General features: G+C 49.3%; 22 protein-coding genes. 15 read left to right on the top strand and 7 right to left on the bottom strand.

Annotated elements, in window-relative coordinates:
• Window positions 1-92 precede the first annotated feature (92 nt).
• The gene (gene tsrA, locus T411_RS0111445; protein ID WP_000060371.1) at window positions 93-377 is read left to right on the top strand and encodes an H-NS-like global regulator TsrA; all 285 of its coding nucleotides are present in this window, start codon (window positions 93-95) and stop codon (window positions 375-377) included.
• 88 nt (window positions 378-465) lie between these two features.
• On the opposite strand, the gene asnC is transcribed toward tsrA, so the two are convergent.
• A complete protein-coding gene (asnC, locus tag T411_RS0111440; RefSeq protein ID WP_001195187.1) occupies window positions 466-927 on the bottom strand; it encodes a transcriptional regulator AsnC in 462 nt (153 codons plus the stop codon).
• Window positions 928-1,152: 225 nt separating this feature from the next.
• On the opposite strand from asnC, the gene T411_RS0111435 reads away from it, so the two are divergent.
• From T411_RS0111435 to T411_RS0111425, 3 genes are all read left to right on the top strand, one after another.
• A complete protein-coding gene (locus T411_RS0111435; protein WP_001911260.1) occupies window positions 1,153-3,309 on the top strand; it encodes a sensor domain-containing protein in 2,157 nt (718 codons plus the stop codon).
• Window positions 3,310-3,368: 59 nt separating this feature from the next.
• Window positions 3,369-4,154 carry a class I SAM-dependent methyltransferase gene (locus T411_RS0111430; protein ID WP_000908213.1) on the top strand — a complete coding sequence of 262 codons (786 nt, stop codon included), beginning with the start codon at window positions 3,369-3,371 and terminating at the stop codon, window positions 4,152-4,154.
• A 123-nt stretch (window positions 4,155-4,277) separates the two neighbouring features.
• Window positions 4,278-4,661: a hypothetical protein gene (locus T411_RS0111425; protein ID WP_001129197.1), complete on the top strand. Its 384-nt coding sequence runs from the start codon at window positions 4,278-4,280 to the stop codon at window positions 4,659-4,661.
• 95 nt (window positions 4,662-4,756) lie between these two features.
• On the opposite strand, the gene T411_RS0111420 is transcribed toward T411_RS0111425, so the two are convergent.
• The gene (locus tag T411_RS0111420) at window positions 4,757-5,644 is read right to left on the bottom strand and encodes a carboxylate/amino acid/amine transporter (RefSeq protein ID WP_000262779.1); all 888 of its coding nucleotides are present in this window, start codon (window positions 5,642-5,644) and stop codon (window positions 4,757-4,759) included.
• A gap of 56 nt (window positions 5,645-5,700) precedes the next feature.
• Complete coding sequence (uspA, locus tag T411_RS0111415) at window positions 5,701-6,126, bottom strand: universal stress protein UspA (protein WP_000121736.1); 426 nt, start codon at window positions 6,124-6,126, stop codon at window positions 5,701-5,703.
• 164 nt (window positions 6,127-6,290) lie between these two features.
• Between uspA and ftnA the strand changes: the two genes are divergently transcribed.
• The 3 genes from ftnA (at window position 6,291) to T411_RS0111400 (ending at window position 8,546) form a co-directional block, all read left to right on the top strand.
• Window positions 6,291-6,818 carry a non-heme ferritin gene (ftnA, locus tag T411_RS0111410; RefSeq protein WP_000951035.1) on the top strand — a complete coding sequence of 176 codons (528 nt, stop codon included), beginning with the start codon at window positions 6,291-6,293 and terminating at the stop codon, window positions 6,816-6,818.
• Window positions 6,819-6,893: 75 nt separating this feature from the next.
• Window positions 6,894-7,217 (top strand): universal stress protein UspB, encoded by a 324-nt coding sequence (gene uspB / locus T411_RS0111405; RefSeq protein ID WP_000623073.1) that lies wholly within the window; start codon window positions 6,894-6,896, stop codon window positions 7,215-7,217.
• A gap of 141 nt (window positions 7,218-7,358) precedes the next feature.
• Window positions 7,359-8,546 (top strand): BaiN/RdsA family NAD(P)/FAD-dependent oxidoreductase, encoded by a 1,188-nt coding sequence (locus tag T411_RS0111400; protein ID WP_000047952.1) that lies wholly within the window; start codon window positions 7,359-7,361, stop codon window positions 8,544-8,546.
• Here T411_RS0111400 and T411_RS0111395 read toward each other — a convergent pair.
• The gene (locus T411_RS0111395) at window positions 8,543-9,454 is read right to left on the bottom strand and encodes a DMT family transporter (protein ID WP_001003303.1); all 912 of its coding nucleotides are present in this window, start codon (window positions 9,452-9,454) and stop codon (window positions 8,543-8,545) included. The two genes, T411_RS0111400 and T411_RS0111395, sit on opposite strands and share 4 nt — an antisense overlap.
• A gap of 122 nt (window positions 9,455-9,576) precedes the next feature.
• On the opposite strand from T411_RS0111395, the gene rmuC reads away from it, so the two are divergent.
• The 8 genes from rmuC (at window position 9,577) to T411_RS0111355 (ending at window position 17,066) form a co-directional block, all read left to right on the top strand.
• Window positions 9,577-11,109, top strand: coding sequence for a DNA recombination protein RmuC (gene rmuC / locus T411_RS0111390; protein WP_001198579.1), 1,533 nt, complete (start codon window positions 9,577-9,579; stop codon window positions 11,107-11,109).
• 44 nt (window positions 11,110-11,153) lie between these two features.
• Window positions 11,154-11,936, top strand: a complete 783-nt coding sequence (gene ubiE / locus T411_RS0111385; RefSeq protein ID WP_000132703.1) for a bifunctional demethylmenaquinone methyltransferase/2-methoxy-6-polyprenyl-1,4-benzoquinol methylase UbiE — start codon at window positions 11,154-11,156, stop codon at window positions 11,934-11,936.
• A gap of 26 nt (window positions 11,937-11,962) precedes the next feature.
• On the top strand, window positions 11,963-12,568 hold the full coding sequence (locus tag T411_RS0111380; protein ID WP_001918068.1) for a ubiquinone biosynthesis accessory factor UbiJ: 606 nt from the start codon (window positions 11,963-11,965) through the stop codon (window positions 12,566-12,568).
• Window positions 12,565-14,199, top strand: coding sequence for a ubiquinone biosynthesis regulatory protein kinase UbiB (gene ubiB / locus T411_RS0111375; protein ID WP_000801149.1), 1,635 nt, complete (start codon window positions 12,565-12,567; stop codon window positions 14,197-14,199). Before T411_RS0111380 ends, ubiB begins: the two co-directional genes overlap by 4 nt.
• 59 nt (window positions 14,200-14,258) lie before the next feature.
• A complete protein-coding gene (tatA, locus tag T411_RS0111370; RefSeq protein ID WP_000508969.1) occupies window positions 14,259-14,507 on the top strand; it encodes a Sec-independent protein translocase subunit TatA in 249 nt (82 codons plus the stop codon).
• Window positions 14,508-14,510: 3 nt separating this feature from the next.
• Window positions 14,511-14,912, top strand: a complete 402-nt coding sequence (gene tatB, locus T411_RS0111365) for a Sec-independent protein translocase protein TatB (RefSeq protein WP_000459621.1) — start codon at window positions 14,511-14,513, stop codon at window positions 14,910-14,912.
• Window positions 14,913-15,000: 88 nt separating this feature from the next.
• Window positions 15,001-15,753, top strand: coding sequence for a twin-arginine translocase subunit TatC (gene tatC, locus T411_RS0111360; protein ID WP_000099888.1), 753 nt, complete (start codon window positions 15,001-15,003; stop codon window positions 15,751-15,753).
• 311 nt (window positions 15,754-16,064) lie between these two features.
• Window positions 16,065-17,066, top strand: a complete 1,002-nt coding sequence (locus T411_RS0111355) for a cytochrome-c peroxidase (protein WP_000869721.1) — start codon at window positions 16,065-16,067, stop codon at window positions 17,064-17,066.
• 105 nt (window positions 17,067-17,171) lie between these two features.
• Here T411_RS0111355 and dinF read toward each other — a convergent pair whose 3' ends face one another.
• The 3 genes from dinF to lexA all read right to left on the bottom strand — a co-directional run bounded on the left by dinF (window position 17,172) and on the right by lexA (window position 20,133).
• Window positions 17,172-18,527, bottom strand: coding sequence for an MATE family efflux transporter DinF (dinF, locus tag T411_RS0111350; RefSeq protein WP_001911977.1), 1,356 nt, complete (start codon window positions 18,525-18,527; stop codon window positions 17,172-17,174).
• 79 nt (window positions 18,528-18,606) lie between these two features.
• On the bottom strand, window positions 18,607-19,419 hold the full coding sequence (locus T411_RS0111345; RefSeq protein ID WP_001216392.1) for a class I SAM-dependent methyltransferase: 813 nt from the start codon (window positions 19,417-19,419) through the stop codon (window positions 18,607-18,609).
• 84 nt (window positions 19,420-19,503) lie between these two features.
• Window positions 19,504-20,133, bottom strand: a complete 630-nt coding sequence (lexA, locus tag T411_RS0111340; RefSeq protein ID WP_000803693.1) for a transcriptional repressor LexA — start codon at window positions 20,131-20,133, stop codon at window positions 19,504-19,506.
• Window positions 20,134-20,352 lie beyond the last annotated feature (219 nt).

The following is a 20,352-nucleotide window of genomic DNA, read 5'->3' as shown; positions in this document are numbered from 1 at the left end:
AAATTCACGCTGAGGCTATTTTACTCAGCGTGCATCCTGTGTATATTGTTTGCCTCTTCGATACTGACTAACCGTTTGGAATCCAAAACACCATGTCTCTAACCACCTATGAAATGGCTCGCATTCTGGAACAACTTGATGAATCTCCAGAAAAGGTGATGTATGGCAAGTTGCTTAATGAATTAGGCAATCAAAGCAGTGAACGTATTCGCAGTGCGGCCAAGCAAGTGCCACTGACCGTGCTACGCGATCTGGTTTACCAGTTCCAGCAAGTGATCGAGTCACGCAAGGGCGAGCAAGTCGAAACCATGGCTAAAGAACTCGCTAAACAGGGCATCTCTGCGGAAGAGCTTCTGAATTACTTACAAAAACGCTAATCGAACGCTCATTCCCTATATCGCCTTGTTCGTGTACCACGATAAGTCAATGACAAGGCTTAGTGATACTCAGCGATCCGTTATACCGTTAAGGATTAACGTTACGGCTGATCGGGTTTTGCAGGGAAATCAGCGTTTCGGTGGATTGTACTTCATCGATGGCTTGCAGTTTGTCGATCAATACATGCTGCAGTTCTTCAATCGAGCGGCACATCAGCTTGACGAAAATGTTATAAGCTCCGGTGGTGTAATAAGCTTCAACCACTTCATCCAGTGCATTCAGTTTGGCGAGCGCTGAATGGTAATCACGCGCGGCATTCAAATTAATCCCAATAAAACAACAGACGTCATAACCGAGCTTTTTGGTATTTACGACCACTTCGGTGCCTTGGATAATATCGGCCGCTTTCATCTTCTCTATTCGCACGTGAATCGTAGCTGGACTAACATTAAACTGTTTGGCCATTTCTGCGTAAGGCGTGCGAGCATCGTCCATTAGAATTTTCAGGATGGCGCGATCCAATTCATCGAGTTTGGTGGTGGTTTGCATTGTCTTTCCTGACAGTCATGCCGACATGAAATTAAAGTGTGCTTACTTTACCACCATTAAAACGATTGTTTAACCTTGGAGTCTGACTTGAGCCGATTGCGACACTGGTACAACAAATATGCGCTGCCTCTTGCTGTTGGGTTGGGCTGCTTTTGGACGGCCAACCTAGTCGCGCAAGAACCAACCTTATCGAGCCAACCGTTAGACAATCTAGGAACGAGTCGCGTGCCATGGGACAGCGAGCTTGCAGCAAACGCCATGTTGTGGATTGTGGCGCTTGTCGCCATCATGGTTTTAAGCATCTTAACAGTGCGCCAGTACCACTATATTCAACGCTTACGCACCAACCAAAAATTACTGGAGTCGATCTTTGATCAAAGCACACACTACATCGGTATCTTTGACTTAGAAGGTCGGATTATTTCCTGCAATGGCAAGTTACAGGGACTGCTGTATCGACATGGTGAAAGTTTGCTAAGACCGATCTGGCAGCACAAAGGTTGGGAGGATTCAGCGGTCGAACACATTCAGAACTATTTCTCTGAGTCAGTGCCGCAAACTCGCCAGTTTAACGCCGAAATTTGGCATCCTGAGCTTGGAGCCATCGTGCTGGAGTGTCAGTTTAAGCCGCTACCGACTCGCGAAGAGTCGCAAATTCTGCTTGAAGCACAAGACATTACTTGGCGAAAAATTACCGAAGATAAACTCTTTCAGCGTGAAGCCAGCCTTCGCCATTATTACGATCAGCAGCCAGTGATGATGCTAACCTTGGATGAGCGTAACCACATTCAACAAGTGAATCATTTTGCTGAACAGCTGCTGGGTTATCCCGCCGATGTCATGCTTGGGCACCATATCCGCGATTTTTATCAAGATGAAGAGGTACTGACACCAAGGCAGATGCTACTGCTACCGAGCCGCCATGCTTCTTCTGTTTGGCGGCGAGAAGTGTGTTATCGCCATCACTCCGGTGAAACGGTGTGGGTACGGGAGAACATTCGTCCGCTGGTCGAAACGGGCACGCTGTTAATCGTTGGGGAAGACATTACCGAAACCCGCCAGCTTGCCGACCAACTGGCGTATCAAGCTCGCTATGATTTATTGACCCACACTCTAAACCGAAACCAGTTTGAGCTAGAACTGGCCAAGGCGCTGAAAGAAACCGACAGTCAATTACGCACCCACGCCATGCTGTATCTCGATCTCGATCAGCTTAAAGTGCTCAACGATACCGCGGGCCATGATGCAGGCGATGGCGCGATTCAGTTCTGTGCGAGCATGCTGGAAGATGTGTTGCCCTTTAAAGCCACCTTGGCGCGTATGGGCGGCGATGAGTTTTCCGTATTACTGCGTGATTGCACCGAGCGTGATGCAGTGTTGGTGGCGCAAAGTATTATCCATGCGCTCAGTGAAGTGGCGTTTGTCTGGGAGCATATTCGCTTTAATCTGACCTGTTCGATCGGGATCCGTATGATTGACCATACTGCGACATCACCACAAATGGTGCATGCACAAGCGGATACGGCGTGCCATGCCGCCAAAGAGGAAGGACGCAATCGCTTCAACCTCTATCGACAGGATGATGAGGATTTGCGCCGGCGCCAATTGGAAATGGAGTCGGTGAATCTAGTGCACGATGCGCTCGCCAATGAGCGAATTGAGCTATTTGCTCAGCGCATTGTGCCGCTCAATCAACCCGATGTGTTGCTTCATTTCGAAGTCTTAGTGCGAATTAAAAACGCCGCAGGGGAGTACGTTTCACCGGGCATTTTCGTTCCCGCCTCTGAGCGTTATAATTTGGCGCACCGTCTGGATCGGAAAATTGTCGAGCAGACCTTTAACTGGTTGGAAGCGCGTCCGCAAGTGTTAGATAAACTGGGGCGCGTTTCGATTAACCTATCGGGTAACTCGATTGGCAATCCAGATTTTGTGGCCTTTCTGCTCGAAAGATTGCGCGATAGCCGCATTCCATGCAGTAAAGTCTGTTTTGAAATCACCGAAACGGCTGCGATGCGCAATCTCAATCAAGCGATCAAAGTGTTATCTCAGCTCAAAAGCTTAGGTTGCGTGTTGGCTCTGGATGATTTTGGCTCGGGGCTCTCCTCGTTCGGTTATCTGCAGAAACTGCCGGTCGATATCGTCAAAATTGATGGCATTTTTGTGTGTGATATGGACAAAAATGAGATGGATCGCTTGATGGTCCGCTCTATCCATGAATTGACCAAGCAGATGGGCAAAAGCACCGTGGCGGAGTTTGTTGAAAACCAGCAGATACTTGAGGCTTTGCAGCAGATTGGTGTGGATTACGCGCAAGGCTATCTATTCAGCCGCCCACAACCGATCGCTGATTGGGTTGCCGAGCAACTCAAAGAGAAAGCGTAGGGTTTGCCGATAAAATCCGCTACACTGAGCGCCGTTTTATCTCGGTTTTCGGAGTTCCCTTGTTGATTCAACTGATTTGCCAAGCGCCTCAACGTGCGCAAGAGTTGGAGCAGATTGCTGCGCGTTGGCAACTGCAAGCCAGTGATGATAGCCCATTTGCTTTGGTACTCAGCGAAGAGCGCCTTGAGCTACGCAAATTAGATGAACCTAAACTGGGGGCCATTTACGTCGATTGGGTAGAAGGTGCAGTCGCACACCGCCGCAAATTTGGTGGTGGTAAAGGGCAATCGATCGCCAAAGCGGCTGGGCTAAATAAAGGCGTCACGCCAGTGGTTTTAGATGCAACGGCGGGTTTAGGCCGTGATGCGTTTGTGTTGGCGTCCTTGGGCTGTCGGGTACAGATGGTAGAACGACATCCTGTGGTTGCCGCCTTACTGGAAGATGGTTTACAGCGCGCCAAACAAGATGATGAAATCGGTGCCTGGGTCAGTGAGCGCATCAGTCTGCTGCACGCCTCAAGCCATGATGCACTGCAGCAATTGGCCTCCGATCCGAATTTTACTTCGCCCGATGTGGTCTACCTCGACCCCATGTATCCACACCCCGAAAATAAGAAAAAAACCGCCTTGGTCAAAAAAGAGATGCGCGTATTTCAGTCTCTGGTGGGGGCGGATAATGATGCCGATGCTCTGCTTGAACCTGCGTTGCAACTGGCGCAAAAACGGGTTGTGGTTAAGCGGCCTGATTACGCGCCGTGGCTGGGTAATCGAAAACCGAGCATGGCGATGGAAACCAAGAAAAACCGGTTTGATGTTTATGTGATTGCCGCGATGAGTGGCGAATAGCGCGCTGGCCAATCAAGCCGCTTTGCTCACGAAGCGAGGGCACACCACAATCTGACTTGTGTTTTTGGATGAAGGGCGTAATATCTGCGTCTGAGAATAATTCGTATTTTAGCTGGAGTGGTTGTGGCTAAACGTCTATGCAAACTCAGTCGTCATGAGATTGCGACTTCCCTAAGTGAAATTGAGCGTCTGGTCGCTGAGCCGCAGTTTTTGTGTCGGGCTTGTGCGCGCGTGGCGGGGGATAAAAAAAGCTTGTGTAAACCGCAAGCCATGAGTCTTCCGGCGCCCGTAGCGACTGTGGTGGCACTTCCTGCTCATGAAAGTGGGGTGGTCAGCCTGCTTCCCAAAGCCAGCCTTAAAAAGCAGCGCAAATTCCACAAAAAGCTGGAAAAAGTGCTTAAAAAGCAGCGTAAGTTAATGAAAAAGCAGCAACTGCTAGAAGGCAAAGTTGGACAAAGGCATCCAACACCAGTGGTAGAGAGAGCGACAGCGCAGAGCATGCATTGAGCTGAATCATTGCGCTGAAGTGTCAACTATCGCAGACCTAAAAAAGCCCATCTCCGATGGGCTTTTGCGTCTCTTGATGAGTCATTTCATCTCGGTTAGAGCAAACCTTGACGCTGATAATCCCTTTCTACTCGGCGTTTCACCCAAGTTTCATTAATCCACAGCGAGCCAAGAATAATCGCACCACCTAGCGATAAGCGCACCAAATCGACTTCGCGGTTCCAAATCAGAATATTTACCACCAAGCCTGCGGGTACCAAAGCGTTATTCATGATGGCTAACGCTCCCGCGTTGACCATGCAGGCGCCTTTGTTCCAAGCAAAGTAACCAAGCCCAGAAGCAATCAGTCCCAAATAGACCAAGATGCTCCATTGCACTGAGGTCGTCGGGAGCTTTTCCGGATTACCCAGCAGCAGAAAAGCAACGCTGGCCACCAGCAAAGCGCCTAGATAGAAATAGCCAAATACCGTGTGTTGGGGCAATTCGGTAGACTCTTGTTCCATCACATATTTGTAGCCGACTTGGCCAATCGCAAAGCAGAGGTTGGCTCCCTGCACGACAAGAAAACCGGTCACGAAGTGTTCATTAATGCCAGCGAATTTAATGAACACGGCACCGAGCACAGCGATAAAAGCGGTCACTAAATACCAAGGCGAGAAACGCCCTTTAAGAAAATCGTAAATCAGCGTGACATAAATCGGGGTAAAAACGGTAAACAGTAAGACTTCGGGAACCGAGAGCAGCAAGAAAGACTGATAGTAGAAACAGTACATCAAGCCAAGCTGAACGCCGCCAATCGCCATTAATTTGGCAATCAGGGCGCGCGGTACACCTTTGAAACGCAGAAAGGGAATGAAGACTAAACTCGCGAGAGCCACTCGCATCCAAACGGCAAACCAAGAATCAACCTGACCAGCGAGATAAACGCCGATCAGGCTAAATGAAAATGCCCATAACAGGGTGACTGCTGAAAGATAAACCATAACGCTATTGAATGAGTGAATGGAAATCAGCAGTCTACCTGAGTATTTTCTGTTCGTCAGTCGTTGAGTGGAATGACTAACATATCCACTGGCGAGCTGTTGATCAGTTGCCGTGTGGAAGAGAGCAGTTTGCTCCAGAAATCTTGGTGATGGCCACACACCAGTAAATCCACGTTAAACTCGCTGATGGTTTCGCACAGCTCATTGGTTAAATCGCCGCTACCGACCAAGGTATGCTTGATGGGGTAATTGGCATGCTGCGCCAAATCCTGCAGTTGCTTTTGTGAAGCTTCCATCGCGTGATGTTGCGTTTCGGCCAAATTAATGTCGATAAGGCCCGTGTACAGCTCGGCGTAGTTCACGTCGATATGAATAAATGAGACTTCCGCATTGAGAGGTTTGGCCAGAGCCACCGCTTTTTCAACCAGCAGTTTGCTGTCTTCAGACAGGTCGACCGCAACCAAAAGATGTTGATAACTCATTGTACTGACTCCTATTCGGGTGACTAAACACAGCGTAGCACTGGAGTGGCGATTTTTTTGTCGCAGCGATCTCAGTTTGATGGCGATGGGTTAGGTGATGACTACAATAACTACCGAACATGCTATAGTGCGTTCAAATAGTTAGAGTGAATCAGGAGTTTTTTATGTTGTCGCAAGCGATGGTAGAACATCTCAATGAGCAAATTAACCTCGAATTTTTTTCATCCAATCTATACTTACAAATGAGTGCTTGGTGTGAAGACAAAGGATTTGACGGAGCTGCAGAGTTTTTACGCGCTCACGCGGTAGAAGAAATGCAGCACATGCAGCGTCTGTTCACTTATGTGAGTGAAACCGGTGCATTGCCAATCCTTGGTGCGATCGCTGCGCCACGCCACGATTTTGCTTCACTGGGTGAAGTGTTTCGTGAGACGTACCAACATGAACAGAAGATCACGCAACAGATTAATAAACTGGCTCATGTGGCGTTCACCTCCCAAGACTACTCAACATTTAACTTCCTTCAGTGGTACGTGGCTGAACAGCACGAAGAAGAGAAGTTGTTTAAAGGGATTTTAGATAAGCTAGAGCTGGTCGGTGAAGATGGTAAGGCGTTGTTCTTTATCGATAAAGATCTAGCTGCATTGGCAAAAAAAGGCTCATCTTCTGTCATGGATGCCCCTGCTGAGTAAGATCAGCAAAAAGACAAACTGAAGCGATCGTCTTTTTCTCTGGGCATTCTCAACACAAGATGTAGGGAGGAAAAGATGATCAGTGGAGATACCATTCTATTTGCGCTTATGCTCGTGACTGCGATTAATGTAGCACGTTATGTGACAGCGCTGCGCTCGCTTATTTACATCATGCGTGAAGCTCACCCGCTCCTTTATCAACAAGTCGATGGGCGCGGCTTTTTCACCACCCATGGCAATGTGACTAAGCAGGTGCGTTTATACCATTACCTGAAAAGTCGTGAGTATCACCACCATCATGATCCTGTGTTTACTGGTAAGTGCGATCGGGTACGTGAGCTGTTCATTTTATCGGGTTCACTGTTGGTGCTCACCACTGTCGTCGCGTTTATGCTTTAGTGCGCCGGAGAGCTTTTCGAATGCGGTTTGCCAACACGTGCATTGCGTTGGCAGAGTAGCGATTTGCCGTTAGAATAGCCGCCCAAGTGAGTAAGGATGTGCACTCAGCACATCCTTTTTTTATGCGATTAGGTGGCAGTGATGAGCAAAACAGTCGATGTGGTAATTATTGGCGCAGGTGCGGCGGGATTGATGTGCGCAGCACAGGCGGCGCGACACGGCCGTCAGGTATTGCTGCTCGATCATGCTAAAAAACCGGGGCGAAAAATTCTGATTTCCGGTGGTGGACGCTGTAATTTCACCAATTACGATGTCTCGGCGGCGAACTACTTGTGCCAAAACCCACACTTTGTGAAATCGGCGCTGTCGCAATACACCAACTGGGATTTTATCTCGCTGGTCAGCAAATACGGTATTGCCTTTGAAGAGCGCGATCACGGTCAGCTGTTTTGTCTTGATTCGGCCAAAGAGATTGTAGACATGCTACTCAGCGAGTGTGACCAACCGAATATCGAGCAGCGCTATCAAGTTGAAATCAGCGCCATAGCCCACACCGAGCAAGGTTTTACTCTGCAAACCACCATAGGTGAGATTGAGTGCGCGTCGCTGGTGGTTGCCACCGGCGGTTTATCGATGCCGAAACTGGGTGCCACGCCGTTTGGCTACAAAATTGCAGAGCAGTTTGGCTTGCCCGTGATCAGTACCAGCGCAGGTTTAGTGCCATTTACGTTGCATGTGCAAGATAAGGAAGATTTCGCGCCGTTATCGGGTGTGGCGATTCCTGTTGAGATGCGCGCAGAATGCGGTAAAACCTTCAAAGAAGCCTTGCTCTTTACTCACCGCGGCTTATCTGGCCCCGCGGTGCTGCAAATTTCCTCTTATTGGACGCCAGGACAAACCATTACCACCAATTTAGTCCCCGACGTGGATTTGGCTGAGTTGTTGAGTAGTGAAAAAGAAGCGCACCCGAACCAGAGTTTGAAAAATACCTTATCGAAAGTGTTGCCCAAGCGGCTGGTTGAAGTGCTGATTGAACGCCAACTGTTTGCCGATAAACCGCTGAAACAGTATTCCCCCAAAGAGCTCGACGCGGTGCAAACCCGTTTAGAGCAGTGGTCGATTGTGCCAAACGGTACCGAAGGCTATCGCACCGCAGAGGTGACGCTTGGTGGCGTGGATACCGATTGCCTCTCATCCAAAACCATGGAGTGCAAAACCGTCAAAGGCTTATTCTTTATCGGTGAAGTGATGGATGTGACTGGCTGGCTCGGCGGCTATAACTTCCAATGGGCTTGGTCGAGTGGCTACGTCGCCGGCCAGTGGGTTTAGGGGTTAAGTTTTGCTTCGCTAGGTTGCGCTTTACGGCCTTGCCACTGCTGAACCACAAGTCCCGCAATAATCAGCACTAAACCGATCAAAGTGGTTGGGTGGATCGCTTCGCCAATGATGGTCGCGAGTAGAAACAGCGAAATAAAAGGCGAAGCAAAAATCAGGTTACTGATGCGTGCGGTGTTCTGGGTATTTTTCAGTGCGCTGAGCCAGAGTACAAACGTAATGCCCATTTCAAACAGTCCCACGTAAGTGACCGCTAACCAACCTTGGGTGGTGATGCCTTGCCAATTGAGGTTTTCGTGCCAACACAGCGCCAGTGCAAACGGGATTGCCAGCAGAAAGCCGAGTAACACCCCAACGATCGGATCAGCTTTATTTTTGGTGTTGAGAATCCAATATCCCGCCCACAGCAGAGTCGACAGCAGGGCGAGACCAACCCCGAGTGGACTTTCAAATTGCAGGCCGAGCAGATCGCCTTTTGTGGCGATCACCACCACACCGAGATAACTCATTGCACAGGCGATCCAATCTTGTTTACGAATGCGTTGGCCGAGAAACAGTGCCGCCATCAAGGTGAGAGTAATCGCCCAACTGTAGTTGATGGCTTGCGCTTGTGAAGCGGGTAGCAGCGAATAGGCTTTAAACAAAATCAGGTAATAGGCGAGTGGGTTAATCAATCCAAGCAACAGGTAGTAAAACGGATTTGCCAGTAAAGTGGGGACGATCAGCTTAAGCTTGTCCATCGCAGCACAAATCACCAGTAACGCGAGTGCGGAGACAATGCTCGCCACGGTCACCATTTGCAGCGGGTTTAACTCGGCCAGCGTCAATTTAAAGGCAGTCGCGACCGTTGACCACAACAGCACCGAAGCCAAGCCCAAACTCAACGCGCGTTTTTCATTCATCCTGAAACTCTCTTATCCTTGTTTTTCGCTAGTCTAGGGGAGAATAAACGCGCAACAAACTGGACATTTATCCAGTGCCGAAATACCATTTTGATCGAGATAAATCACAGTAAGTGTTCAACATGCAATGGATTTTTGAAAATCAAAGCGCATTGTGGTCGGCGTTAGTGAGTGCAGGCGCCACTGGGGTGGCGATCGGCTGGTGGGTCAAGCAGCGCTACCAACTGAAAACCCAATTGCTTGAGCAACAACTTGAGCAGCAGAGCCACTGGCATGCGCAGCAAATTCAGCAGCTTAATGAGCAGCTCACTACCGCGCAGCAAGAGTTGGATGAGCTGGATGCGTTACGTGACAAAAACGAATTTGAACTCAAGCAATCACACGGCAAGTTAATGGCAGTGCTGGAAAAGCTGCGTTACTTTGAGGCGGTGAAACAAGAGCGCCAGCAGTATGCCGATGAGCTAAACCAAGTGCGCGCCGCGAAAGCCGAGTTAGAAAGCCAATTGCGTGAACAAGAAGCGCGTCATCAGCAGCAGTTGGTGGCGAGCCAAGAAAAATTGCAGCTGCTTGAACGAGCCGAAGAGCGCCTAAAGCAGCAATTTGAGCATTTAGCCAATCAGGTGTTTGAGCACAAAACCGCCACGGTCGATGTGCAAAACCGCCAGAGTTTGGAAGGTTTGCTCACACCACTTAAAGAGCAGCTCGAAGGTTTTAAAAAACAGGTCAATGATAGCTTTAACCACGAAGCCAAAGAGCGTCACACCTTAGTGCATGAACTGCGTAACTTGCAGCGCCTTAATGAGCAGATGGCCAAAGAAGCGGTCAACCTGACTCAAGCGCTGAAAGGGGATAACAAGCAGCAAGGCAACTGGGGCGAAGTGGTGTTGGCGCGTGTGCTAGCGGAATCTGGGCTGCGCGAAGGGCATGAATACCAAACTCAAGTCAGCTTACAAAACGAAGCGGGTAAGCGTTATCAGCCAGATGTGATTGTCCATTTGCCGCAAAACAAACAGGTAGTGATCGACTCGAAAATGGCTTTGGTCGCGTATGAGCGTTACTTCCATGCGGAAACCGATAGTGAGCGAGATAGCGCATTACGTGAGCACTTACTTGCGCTTCGTAACCATATTCGTGGGCTAGGGCAGAAAGATTACCATCAACTCAAAGGCATTCAGAGCCTCGATTACGTGCTGATGTTTATTCCGGTTGAACCCGCGTTTCAAGTCGCGATTCAAGCCGACCCAAGCTTGGTCAACGACGCGATGGAGCAGAACATTATTTTGGTGAGCCCCACCACTTTGCTGGTGGCGCTGCGCACCATTGATAACTTATGGCGCAACGAGCGGCAGAATCAAAATGCGCAGCTGATCGCCGAACGTGCTAGCAAGTTGTACGATAAGCTGCGTTTGTTCGTAGAAGACATGGAAGGGCTAGGCGGCGCGCTGGATAAAGCCAATCAGAGCTACCAAGGGGCGATGAATAAGCTGGTGACTGGGCGTGGTAACGCGATTCGTCAGGCGGAAAGCTTCAAACAGCTTGGGGTGGAAATCAAACGTTCTATCCCTCAGCCATTGATTGAACGCGCACAACAAGCGCCGGATCAGGAAAATGCCCCTTTAGTAGAAAGACATCCGATTGAGGATAAAGTAAACTAATCGCCCGCAGTCGCCGCAGTCATGACGGCCAAAGAGGAAAAATAATGACGGACACCAACGTGCTAGCAAACTCTGCAACAGACAATCAGGAAACGACCCACTTTGGGTTTGAAACCGTACGTAAAGATGAAAAAGTGCATAAAGTCGCGCAAGTGTTTCACTCGGTTGCGGCCAAATACGACATCATGAATGACCTGATGTCGGGCGGTATCCACCGTTTATGGAAGCGCTTTACCATCGATTGTTCAGGCGCACGTCCGGGACAACGCATTCTCGATTTGGGCGGCGGTACAGGCGATTTAACCGCGAAATTCTCGCGTATTGTGGGCGAGAAAGGCCATGTGATTTTGGCCGATATCAATAACTCTATGCTCAATGTTGGCCGCGATAAACTGCGCGACAGCGGCGTGGTCGGTAATGTGCATTACGTGCAAGCCAACGCCGAAGAACTGCCTTTCCCAGACAACTATTTTGACTGCATCACCATCAGTTTCTGTCTGCGTAACGTGACCGACAAAGATAAAGCGCTGCGTTCGATGTTCCGTGTATTGAAACCCGGCGGCCGCCTGTTGGTGCTGGAGTTTTCTAAGCCGATCCTTGAGCCGCTGTCTAAGCTTTATGACACTTACTCGTTCCATATTTTGCCTAAGATGGGGCAACTGATTGCCAATGATGCAGACAGCTATCGCTATCTTGCTGAGTCGATCCGCATGCATCCGGATCAAGAGACTCTAAAAGGCATGATGGAAGAGGCGGGTTTTGAACAAACCACTTATTACAACCTGACCGGCGGCATTGTGGCGCTGCATCGTGGTTACAAATTTTAAGGGCTGCTATGTCATTGCTTGCAACCATGCCACTGTCTCCTTTGCTGACCGCGGTGATTGAAACCACGCTCAATACGCTCATCAACGATGATCCGGCGTTAGGCCGCAAACTGCTGCGCCTGAAAGGCAAAGTGATTTCGCTGCATCTGCGAGAGTTAAATCAATCCCTGACCTTTGTGTTCAGTCAGCGCATCGATGTGATGACCGGCTTTGAAGGCCAGCCGGATTGCTATCTGGCATTAAACCTCTCGATTCTTCCTCAGTTGCGTGAGCAAGCCAATATTACCCAGTTGATCAAGCAAGATAAGCTAGAGCTGGAAGGCGATATCCAACTGGCGCAGAAGTTTTCCGAGCTGATGACCGATTGCAAACCGGATGTGGAAGAGTGGTTATCGCGCATCACGGGTGATGTGGTGGCACACAGTGTCGTGCATGGTGTGAAAAGCATCGTCGGCGCGCTAAAACAGCAAGCGCATAAGCATCAAAACCACTTGGCACAGGTGCTCACTGAAGAGTGGCGGATTGCGCCGCCACCGTTGGAAATTGCCTATTTTTGCGATCAAGTGGATGACGTGAAAAGTCACGCTGCGCGTTTAGAAGCGCGTTTGAACCAGTTACTGGAAAAAGCATGAAACCTGCAGAGCTGAAACGTTTATACCGGATAGTTAAAGTTCAACTCGAATATGGCTTAGATGAGCTGTTGCCAGAGCATCATCTGACCCGAGCGCCGCTACTGGCGCGTAAATCTCTTTTTTGGCTGCGCAATCAACACGCCGATAAAGCGTTAGGCGATCGTTTACGTTTGGCACTGCAAGAACTTGGCCCGGTGTGGATCAAGTTTGGGCAGATGATGTCGACTCGCCGTGACCTATTTCCGCCGTACATCGCCGATCCCTTGGCTATGTTGCAAGATAAAGTTGCGCCGTTTGATGGCCTACAAGCCAAGCAATTGATTGAAGAAGAACTCGGTGCACCGCTGGAAACTTGGTTCGATGACTTTGATATCAAACCATTAGCTTCCGCGTCGATAGCCCAAGTACACACCGCCAAGCTCAAGAGTAATGGTCGTGATGTGGTGCTGAAAGTGATTCGTCCGGATATTCGTCCGCAGATTGATGCCGACATCAAGCTGATGTATCGCGTGGCACGCATTGTGGCTAAAGCGCTGCCGGAAGCACGCCGCTTAAAACCGGTGGAAGTGGTACGCGAATACGAGAAAACCTTGCTCGATGAGTTGGACCTGCGCCGTGAAGCGGCCAATGCGATTCAGCTGCGCCGCAACTTCGAAAACAGCGAAGAGTTGTATGTCCCTGAGGTGTTAACTGATTTCTGTAATGAAACTGTCATGGTTTCTGAGCGAATATACGGCATCCAAGTTTCTGACTTGGCAGGACTTCATGCCAACGGTACCAATATGAAGTTACTGGCGGAACGTGGCGTGAGTGTGTTTTTCACCCAAGTGTTTCGCGACAGTTTCTTCCATGCGGATATGCATCCGGGTAACGTGTTCGTCAATCCTAACCATCCTGAAAACCCGCAATGGATTGGTTTGGACTGCGGCATAGTCGGGACACTGAATAGCGAAGATAAGCGCTATCTGGCCGAAAACTTCCTCGCCTTCTTCAATCGTGACTATCGCCGCGTAGCGCAACTGCACGTCGATTCCGGTTGGGTACCACTGGATACCAATGTTGATGAGTTTGAAGTGGCGATCCGCATGGTGTGTGAGCCGATTTTCGCCAAACCGCTGTGTGAGATTTCATTTGGTCACGTGTTACTGAATCTGTTTAACACCGCGCGACGCTTCAATATGGAAGTGCAGCCGCAGTTAGTTTTGCTGCAAAAAACACTGCTGTATGTCGAAGGCTTGGGGCGTCAGCTCTACCCACAACTCGATTTATGGCAAACCGCCAAACCGTTTTTAGAAAAGTGGATGGCTAACCAAGTGGGGCCACAAGCTTTCTTGCATGCATTGAAAGAGCGTGCGCCCTTATGGTTTGAAAAAATGCCTGAGCTGCCAGAATTGTTGTATGACAGCTTAAAGCAAGGTCGTAACTTGAATCAGCGTTTAGATAATCTTTATCAAGGTTATCGCCAATCCAAACGCCAACAAGGGACGGGAAAGTTTTTGTTTGGTGTTGGAGCCACATTAGTCGTATGCTCGGCGATATGGATCTCCAACCAATTAGAACCTTTAGCGATCGGTAGCGCGACCATTGGCGTGTTATGTTGGCTATTGAGTTGGCGAGCTTATCGCCAGTAAGCGCCTTGTCGCGTCGATAAGTTCGAAGATTTGTTCACACATAACCCGAGGTAAAAGAGATGGGTGGTATCAGTATTTGGCAACTTCTTATCATTGCAGTGATCGTGGTATTGCTGTTTGGCACTAAGAAACTGCGTGGTATTGGCAGTGATTTGGGCAGCGCGGTCAAAGGCTTTAAGAAAGCCATGTCGGAAGAAGAGTCAAACAGCGCAGCAAATCAGAAAGATGCTGACTTCGAAACCAAAAATCTTGAGCAGGCCAAAACCAATGCGTCTGCTGAAGTGAAAAAAGACAAAGAGCAGGCATAAGTCGTGTTTGATATCGGTTTTTGGGAACTGGTATTGATCGCTATTGTGGCGCTGGTGGTGCTTGGCCCTGAGCGATTACCCCATGCGATTCGCAGCGTGGCAAAGTTTGTCTCTGCAGCGAAAAGCATGGCCAATAGCGTGAAGGATGAGTTAGCGCATGAGTTGAAAGTGCAGGAGTTGCAAGAAAACCTGCGCAAAGCCGAGCAGATGGGGATGCAAAATTTATCTCCTGAACTGCAAAAATCGGTGGAATCACTCAAGCAAGCCGCGCAGGAAGTGCAGCGTCCTTACGCCGCAACGCCGAGCAGTGAAGCTAGCTCTACCAGTAGCAACCCCAGTTCGGCTACAGAGCCCGATGTTCGCCTCGATAGCGCGTCGCAACCGGCGGAAAAAAAGGCCGAATAAGCGTTTTTTAAGCTCTCTTTATCAAGAGTTATCCTAGGTTTCAGTACTGATGTGATAACTCTTTTTTGATCTGTTACATGAGGTTTGCATGTCTTCCGTTGAACAGACCCAACCTTTGATCAGCCATTTGTTGGAACTGCGTAATCGCCTACTCAAAGCGGTGGCGGCTGTGGTGGTGATATTTATTGGCTTGATCTATTTCTCGAATGAAATTTACGAGTTTGTCTCAAAACCCCTAGTCGAGCGACTTCCCGCGGGCGCAACCATGATTGCGACCGATGTGGCTTCACCCTTTTTCACGCCTTTAAAACTGACGTTGATTGCCGCGGTGTTTCTCGCGGTGCCTTTCATTTTGTATCAGGTGTGGGCTTTTGTGGCTCCCGGTTTATATAAGCACGAACGGCGTTTAATCTTCCCACTGCTGGTCTCTAGCTCGCTGCTGTTTTACTGCGGTGTCGCGTTTGCCTATTTTGTGGTGTTTCCGCTGGTGTTTGGATTTTTCACCGCCATTTCACTCGGTGGTGTGGAGTTCGCGACCGATATCGCGAGTTATCTCGATTTTGTATTGGCGCTGTTTCTAGCCTTTGGTATCGCGTTTGAAGTGCCAGTTGCGATCATTCTGCTGTGCTGGACGGGCGCAACCACGCCTAAAAGCCTATCGGAAAAGCGTCCATACATTATCGTTGGTGCGTTTGTAGTTGGTATGTTACTGACGCCGCCGGATATGATTTCGCAAACGCTACTCGCCATACCTATGTGCTTGTTGTTTGAAGTTGGTTTGTTCTTCGCTCGTTTTTATACCCGTGATGAAGCCGATGAAGGACAAGAGGAAGAAGAATAAAGAGCCGTGCTTTGAGCGCTGCGTAAAGTCAAGAAGGGCACCTTATCGGTGCCCTTTGTTTTTGGATCAGCACAAAGTTTGACCGACTTCGCTTTTTGATGATGTTGTCATCGCCATCTTTGATTTAAAGCAAATCTATCTTGGTTAGTGTTCGCACCGCGGCGAATTTCTACTATTCATATAAGCAGGCTCTAATTTAAAGCGATTCGTAAACGCTTAGAGCATAGATTCAGTTGCACATCAGGAGCCGTAACACATGTCAGCAACGTAAAGCCACAATAAAACCAATAACATAAAACAAGGAAGCCATTATGAAAGTCGTTCTTACCTCGCTGAGCTTAGCGATATCCCTCTCCCTCGCTGGGTATGCTTTTGCGGCATCGCCAAGAAACGAACCTGTTTCCCCCATTTTACCTGCGCAGGAAATCCACATTGGAAAAGCCGAGTTGGGTAAAAAACTGTACTTTGATCCGCGCTTATCCAAGTCAGGGTTTATCTCGTGTAACTCATGCCATAACTTGAGCATGGGCGGCAGTGATAACTTAAAAACGTCCATCGGTCATAACTGGCAACAAGGTCCAATCAACTCACCGACTGTGCTCAATTCCAGTTTGAATATCGCCCAATTTTGGGATGGTCGAGCGGCCGATCTGAAAGAGCAGGCGGGTGGGCCGATTGCCAATCCGGGTGAAATGGCTTTTACGCATACGTTAGCCATTGATGTGTTGCAATCAATCCCAGCTTACGTGAGTGAGTTTCGTCTAGTGTTTGGTAAGCCAACCCTCGATATCGATCAAGTGACTGAAGCGATTGCGGAGTTTGAAAAGACCTTAGTGACCCCATACTCACGTTTTGACCAATGGTTAATGGGGGATGATAGCGCGATAACGGCTCAAGAGCTGGCAGGCTATGAATTGTTTAAAAACTCGGGCTGCGTGGCTTGTCATAACGGCAGTGCGTTAGGTGGCAATTCGTTCCAAAAAATGGGTTTGATTGAACCGTATCAAACCAACAATAAAGTCGAAGGACTCAGTGCGGTAACCGGCGCTGACGCCGATCGCTTTAAATTTAAAGTCCCGACACTGCGCAATGTGGCGTTAACGTATCCCTACTTCCATGACGGAGAAGCGGCCACGCTTAAAGACGCTGTGGATATCATGGGGCGTTTACAGCTAGGGCGTAAATTTACCGATGATGAAAACGGTAAGATAGTGGCTTTCTTGCATACCTTAACAGGAGAGCAACCAAGCTTTGCTTTACCCATTTTACCGCCATCCAACGATAATACACCTAAGCCTCAGCCTTTTGATTAGTTGAGGTAAGCGCCTGCTGGCTCGGTGTTTTACCTGCCAGCGGGCTTTGCTATGTTTCGGGATGGCGATATCTAAACAGCTGCTACTTAAACGATCGGAGGTGGTTTAAATGGAAAAGCGAGCCGGTAAAAAAGTCCCCGCGCGCCATTGAGTATAAAAGGTAGCCCCTAAGGTAAAACCACGCAGTGCCATAAAGCTGAGCATGGCTAGCCACAGAGCGTGATTACCGTAGTGTGTCATGAACCCGTAAATGGCAAAGAACGCTACGGCCGAAACAGCCATGCTATTTCGCATCTCTTTGCCTTTGGTCGCGCCGATAAACACACCATCCAATAGAAAACACCACACGGCGATTAATGGCATGGCGACCAGCCAAGGCAGATAATGTTCCGCCGTTGCTTGAACGCTCGGAATGTTAGTGATCATCTGGATCAGATCCGATCCAAAACCTAAGAAGATCAGGCTTAACAGCAAACAGATCATGGTAGCCCAAAAGGTACTGCTAATCATGGCAGTACGCAGTTGGCGATCATCCTTGGCACCAATTGCTTTACCGACCATGGCTTCCATCGCGTAGGCAAATCCATCCATGCCATAGGAAATCATCATCAAAAAGCTCATCAGCACCGCATTAGCAGCGACGATGTCATCTCCTAACGCTGTGCCTTGAAAGGTCATAAAGCTAAATACGGCTTGCAGGCAGAGTGAGCGGAGGAAGATGTCACGATTGAGCGCCACTAAACGGGAAAGCTCTTTGCTGAGAGAGGGGATGAAAGAGAAAGGGGCTGGGAGCTGATGCTGCCGCCAGTAACGCGCCACGCACAGGAGGCCAAACAAGAGACCAGCATAATCGGCGATAACCGACGCAATGGCGGCTCCTTCGACTTTCAGCCCAAGCCCGAGTACCAACAGTAGATCGAGCACAATATTGGTCAGGTTGGTAATGATCACCATCCACATCGGGGCGCGGGCATTTTGCGTACCGAGTAACCAGCCCAATAGCACAAAGTTAAGGAGTGCGGCTGGAGCACTCCAAGCACGAAGGTAGAAATATGTTTCAGCGTAGGTTTTGACTTCGCTGCTGGCATCGCTGAAGTGAAAAATCAGTTCGGCGACAGGGCGATGAAACAGTAAAAACAGTGCGGCTAAACCCAGTGCAATGACGCTGCCTTGCAGTAAAACTCGAGCAAGCTGCTGTGAATTTTGCGCACCGTGCGCTTGGGCGGTCAAGCCTGTGGTCGACATGCGTAAAAAGCCGAGCAGCCAGAATGTCACGCTAATCATAGTGCTGCCGAGTGCCACGCCGCCTAAATACCAAGCGTGTTCGAGATGACCGATCACCGCAGCATCGACCAAGCCGAGCAGTGGAACGGTAATGTTAGACAGCACCATAGGCAGCGCGATCGCCAGCACTTGGCGATGCACATTTGGTTGTTTCAACGTTTGCAAAATCAGTGACACACAGAACACCTCAGTAACGACTTGTGGTTAGTGTAACTGAGTGGGGATGGTTGGGCTATGACATGACCGAGATGGCGGGTTACCAATCTAGGTTAACAACAACAGGGGTTAAGCGTGTTTTGTAAATGCCGGAGCGTGCAATCGCGCGTTGCCAAAATTTCCAGCGATCACAATGGCGATCCAGTGGGGAAAATGTGCGTACCGATTTCGCCCACGGCAAGCAATTGATGATGGCATCACCTGCGCAGGTAAACCCGTGGGCATAAGCTTCACAGCCCAGTTTTTGGCCTAGATAGCTAGAGGTTTTATCTCCCGCCACCACAAGGCAGGCGCTGGCTTTGGCAAAATGCAATCCGATAGAGCGCACGAAACGCGCCACTTGCTGAGCATCGCAATCGAGCAAGGCATGTTCACAGACCAACAGCACAGGAGCGAATTCAGGGATCGGCAGTTCGGCAAGTCCTTGTGGTTGCATCACATCACCACACACCAGTTGATAGCGCTCACTACGGTGAAATAGCTTCTCACGCCATAACAGGTTTTCAGTGATATCCCACTCAATCCAGTGGCAGCGGCCGTTATCTACTCGATAAAAACGGGTGTCGAGGCCTGCACCGACATTAATGATCCAGCCATCAGGATGAGTATCAAGAAAGTGGCGAACTTGTTGGTCACAAAGCTGAGTTAGCGTGACATGCAGTAACTGCTTTTGAGCGATATCGCCCGTCAGGCAGTCTTGCGCTAAAGCGCAACGACGACAAGCATTGGCGGCAATCGGATCATACACCAAGCCATTATCGACCAAGCTTTCTCGGCTGCGCAGCCAAAGTGGCTGAACCAAATTCGCAGGAACTTGGTATGGGTCTGAGGTGGGTGAATCTGAGTGGCGCATGCTCATCTTCCTATGCTGGGATAGGAAGATGATAATGAATCTCAAATAAGAAGGCAAGTTGTTGAGAATTTATCTCAACAATCCTTACATCCAAGTGCTGTTGCGAATGACGCCGACTGCAATGCCTTCAATGGTGAGCGATTGCGCGGCTAAATCGACTTCGATTGGCGCAAACTCTTCATTTTCCGCATGCAGGAAAACTTTGGAACCTTTGCGTTCCAGACGTTTCACCGTGACGTCATCTTCTACGCGCGCCACCACGACTTGGCCGTTGCGTACATCTTGTGTTTTGTGCACAGCAAGTAAGTCACCATCGAGGATGCCGATGTTCTTCATACTTTCGCCATGTACACGCAGCAGAAAATCGGCTTGCGGGCGGAACATGCTTGGATCGACTTGGTAGTGTGCTTCCACATGCTCTTGAGCAAGAATCGGTTCACCCGCGGCAACGCGGCCAATCAAAGGCAAGCCAGTTTCGGCTTCTTCTTCGTTTGCGGCGTTATCGACGAGGATGCGGATCCCGCGTGAGGCTCCGGGCACCATTTCAATCACTTGTTTACGAGCCAGTGCTTTGAGGTGTTCTTCAGCCGCATTGGCCGAACGAAAACCCAGCTCTTTAGCAATTTCGGCGCGGGTTGGGGGCATTCCGGTTTCATCGATCTTACTTTTGATCAGATCAAACACTTCTTGTTGGCGAGGGGTTAACGGCTTCATGAGTCACCTGTCTTTTTATACAGTTGACTGTGAGTATATCCAGTGCAATGAGAATTGCAAAGCCAATTGCTTGTTTTTTGTGTGATTGTGAAGTTAGCCACTGGATTGCGTCCTCCATAATGGCTTCAAAGACGGTATGGCTGCCTCCCATTTCACTCGGAAATGCTGCGCATGTAAGCAATTAAATTAAAAGGTTTGACCAGTTTCTGGTATTCTTGG

This window comes from Vibrio cholerae ATCC 14035 (assembly GCF_000621645.1).
Classification (GTDB): Bacteria; Pseudomonadota; Gammaproteobacteria; order Enterobacterales; family Vibrionaceae; genus Vibrio; species Vibrio cholerae.
Note: the sequence above shows the minus strand (reverse complement) of the source record. Positions and strands in the feature narration are given on the sequence as shown.

Excerpts from the sequence above, each read along its gene's own strand:
- T411_RS0111395 (WP_001003303.1), bottom strand. The coding sequence starts at position 9,454 with ATGAATGAAAAACGCGCGTTGAGTTTGGGCTTGGCTTCGGTGCTGTTG.
- tatA (WP_000508969.1), top strand. The coding sequence starts at position 14,259 with ATGGGTGGTATCAGTATTTGGCAACTTCTTATCATTGCAGTGATCGTG.
- lexA (WP_000803693.1), bottom strand. The coding sequence starts at position 20,133 with ATGAAGCCGTTAACCCCTCGCCAACAAGAAGTGTTTGATCTGATCAAA.
- T411_RS0111345 (WP_001216392.1), bottom strand. The coding sequence starts at position 19,419 with ATGCGCCACTCAGATTCACCCACCTCAGACCCATACCAAGTTCCTGCG.
- rmuC (WP_001198579.1), top strand. The coding sequence starts at position 9,577 with ATGCAATGGATTTTTGAAAATCAAAGCGCATTGTGGTCGGCGTTAGTG.
- T411_RS0111355 (WP_000869721.1), top strand. The coding sequence starts at position 16,065 with ATGAAAGTCGTTCTTACCTCGCTGAGCTTAGCGATATCCCTCTCCCTC.
- asnC (WP_001195187.1), bottom strand. The coding sequence starts at position 927 with ATGCAAACCACCACCAAACTCGATGAATTGGATCGCGCCATCCTGAAA.
- ftnA (WP_000951035.1), top strand. The coding sequence starts at position 6,291 with ATGTTGTCGCAAGCGATGGTAGAACATCTCAATGAGCAAATTAACCTC.
- T411_RS0111380 (WP_001918068.1), top strand. The coding sequence starts at position 11,963 with ATGCCACTGTCTCCTTTGCTGACCGCGGTGATTGAAACCACGCTCAAT.
- uspB (WP_000623073.1), top strand. The coding sequence starts at position 6,894 with ATGATCAGTGGAGATACCATTCTATTTGCGCTTATGCTCGTGACTGCG.
- uspA (WP_000121736.1), bottom strand. The coding sequence starts at position 6,126 with ATGAGTTATCAACATCTTTTGGTTGCGGTCGACCTGTCTGAAGACAGC.
- tsrA (WP_000060371.1), top strand. The coding sequence starts at position 93 with ATGTCTCTAACCACCTATGAAATGGCTCGCATTCTGGAACAACTTGAT.
- T411_RS0111400 (WP_000047952.1), top strand. The coding sequence starts at position 7,359 with ATGAGCAAAACAGTCGATGTGGTAATTATTGGCGCAGGTGCGGCGGGA.
- ubiE (WP_000132703.1), top strand. The coding sequence starts at position 11,154 with ATGACGGACACCAACGTGCTAGCAAACTCTGCAACAGACAATCAGGAA.
- T411_RS0111420 (WP_000262779.1), bottom strand. The coding sequence starts at position 5,644 with ATGGTTTATCTTTCAGCAGTCACCCTGTTATGGGCATTTTCATTTAGC.
- tatC (WP_000099888.1), top strand. The coding sequence starts at position 15,001 with ATGTCTTCCGTTGAACAGACCCAACCTTTGATCAGCCATTTGTTGGAA.
- ubiB (WP_000801149.1), top strand. The coding sequence starts at position 12,565 with ATGAAACCTGCAGAGCTGAAACGTTTATACCGGATAGTTAAAGTTCAA.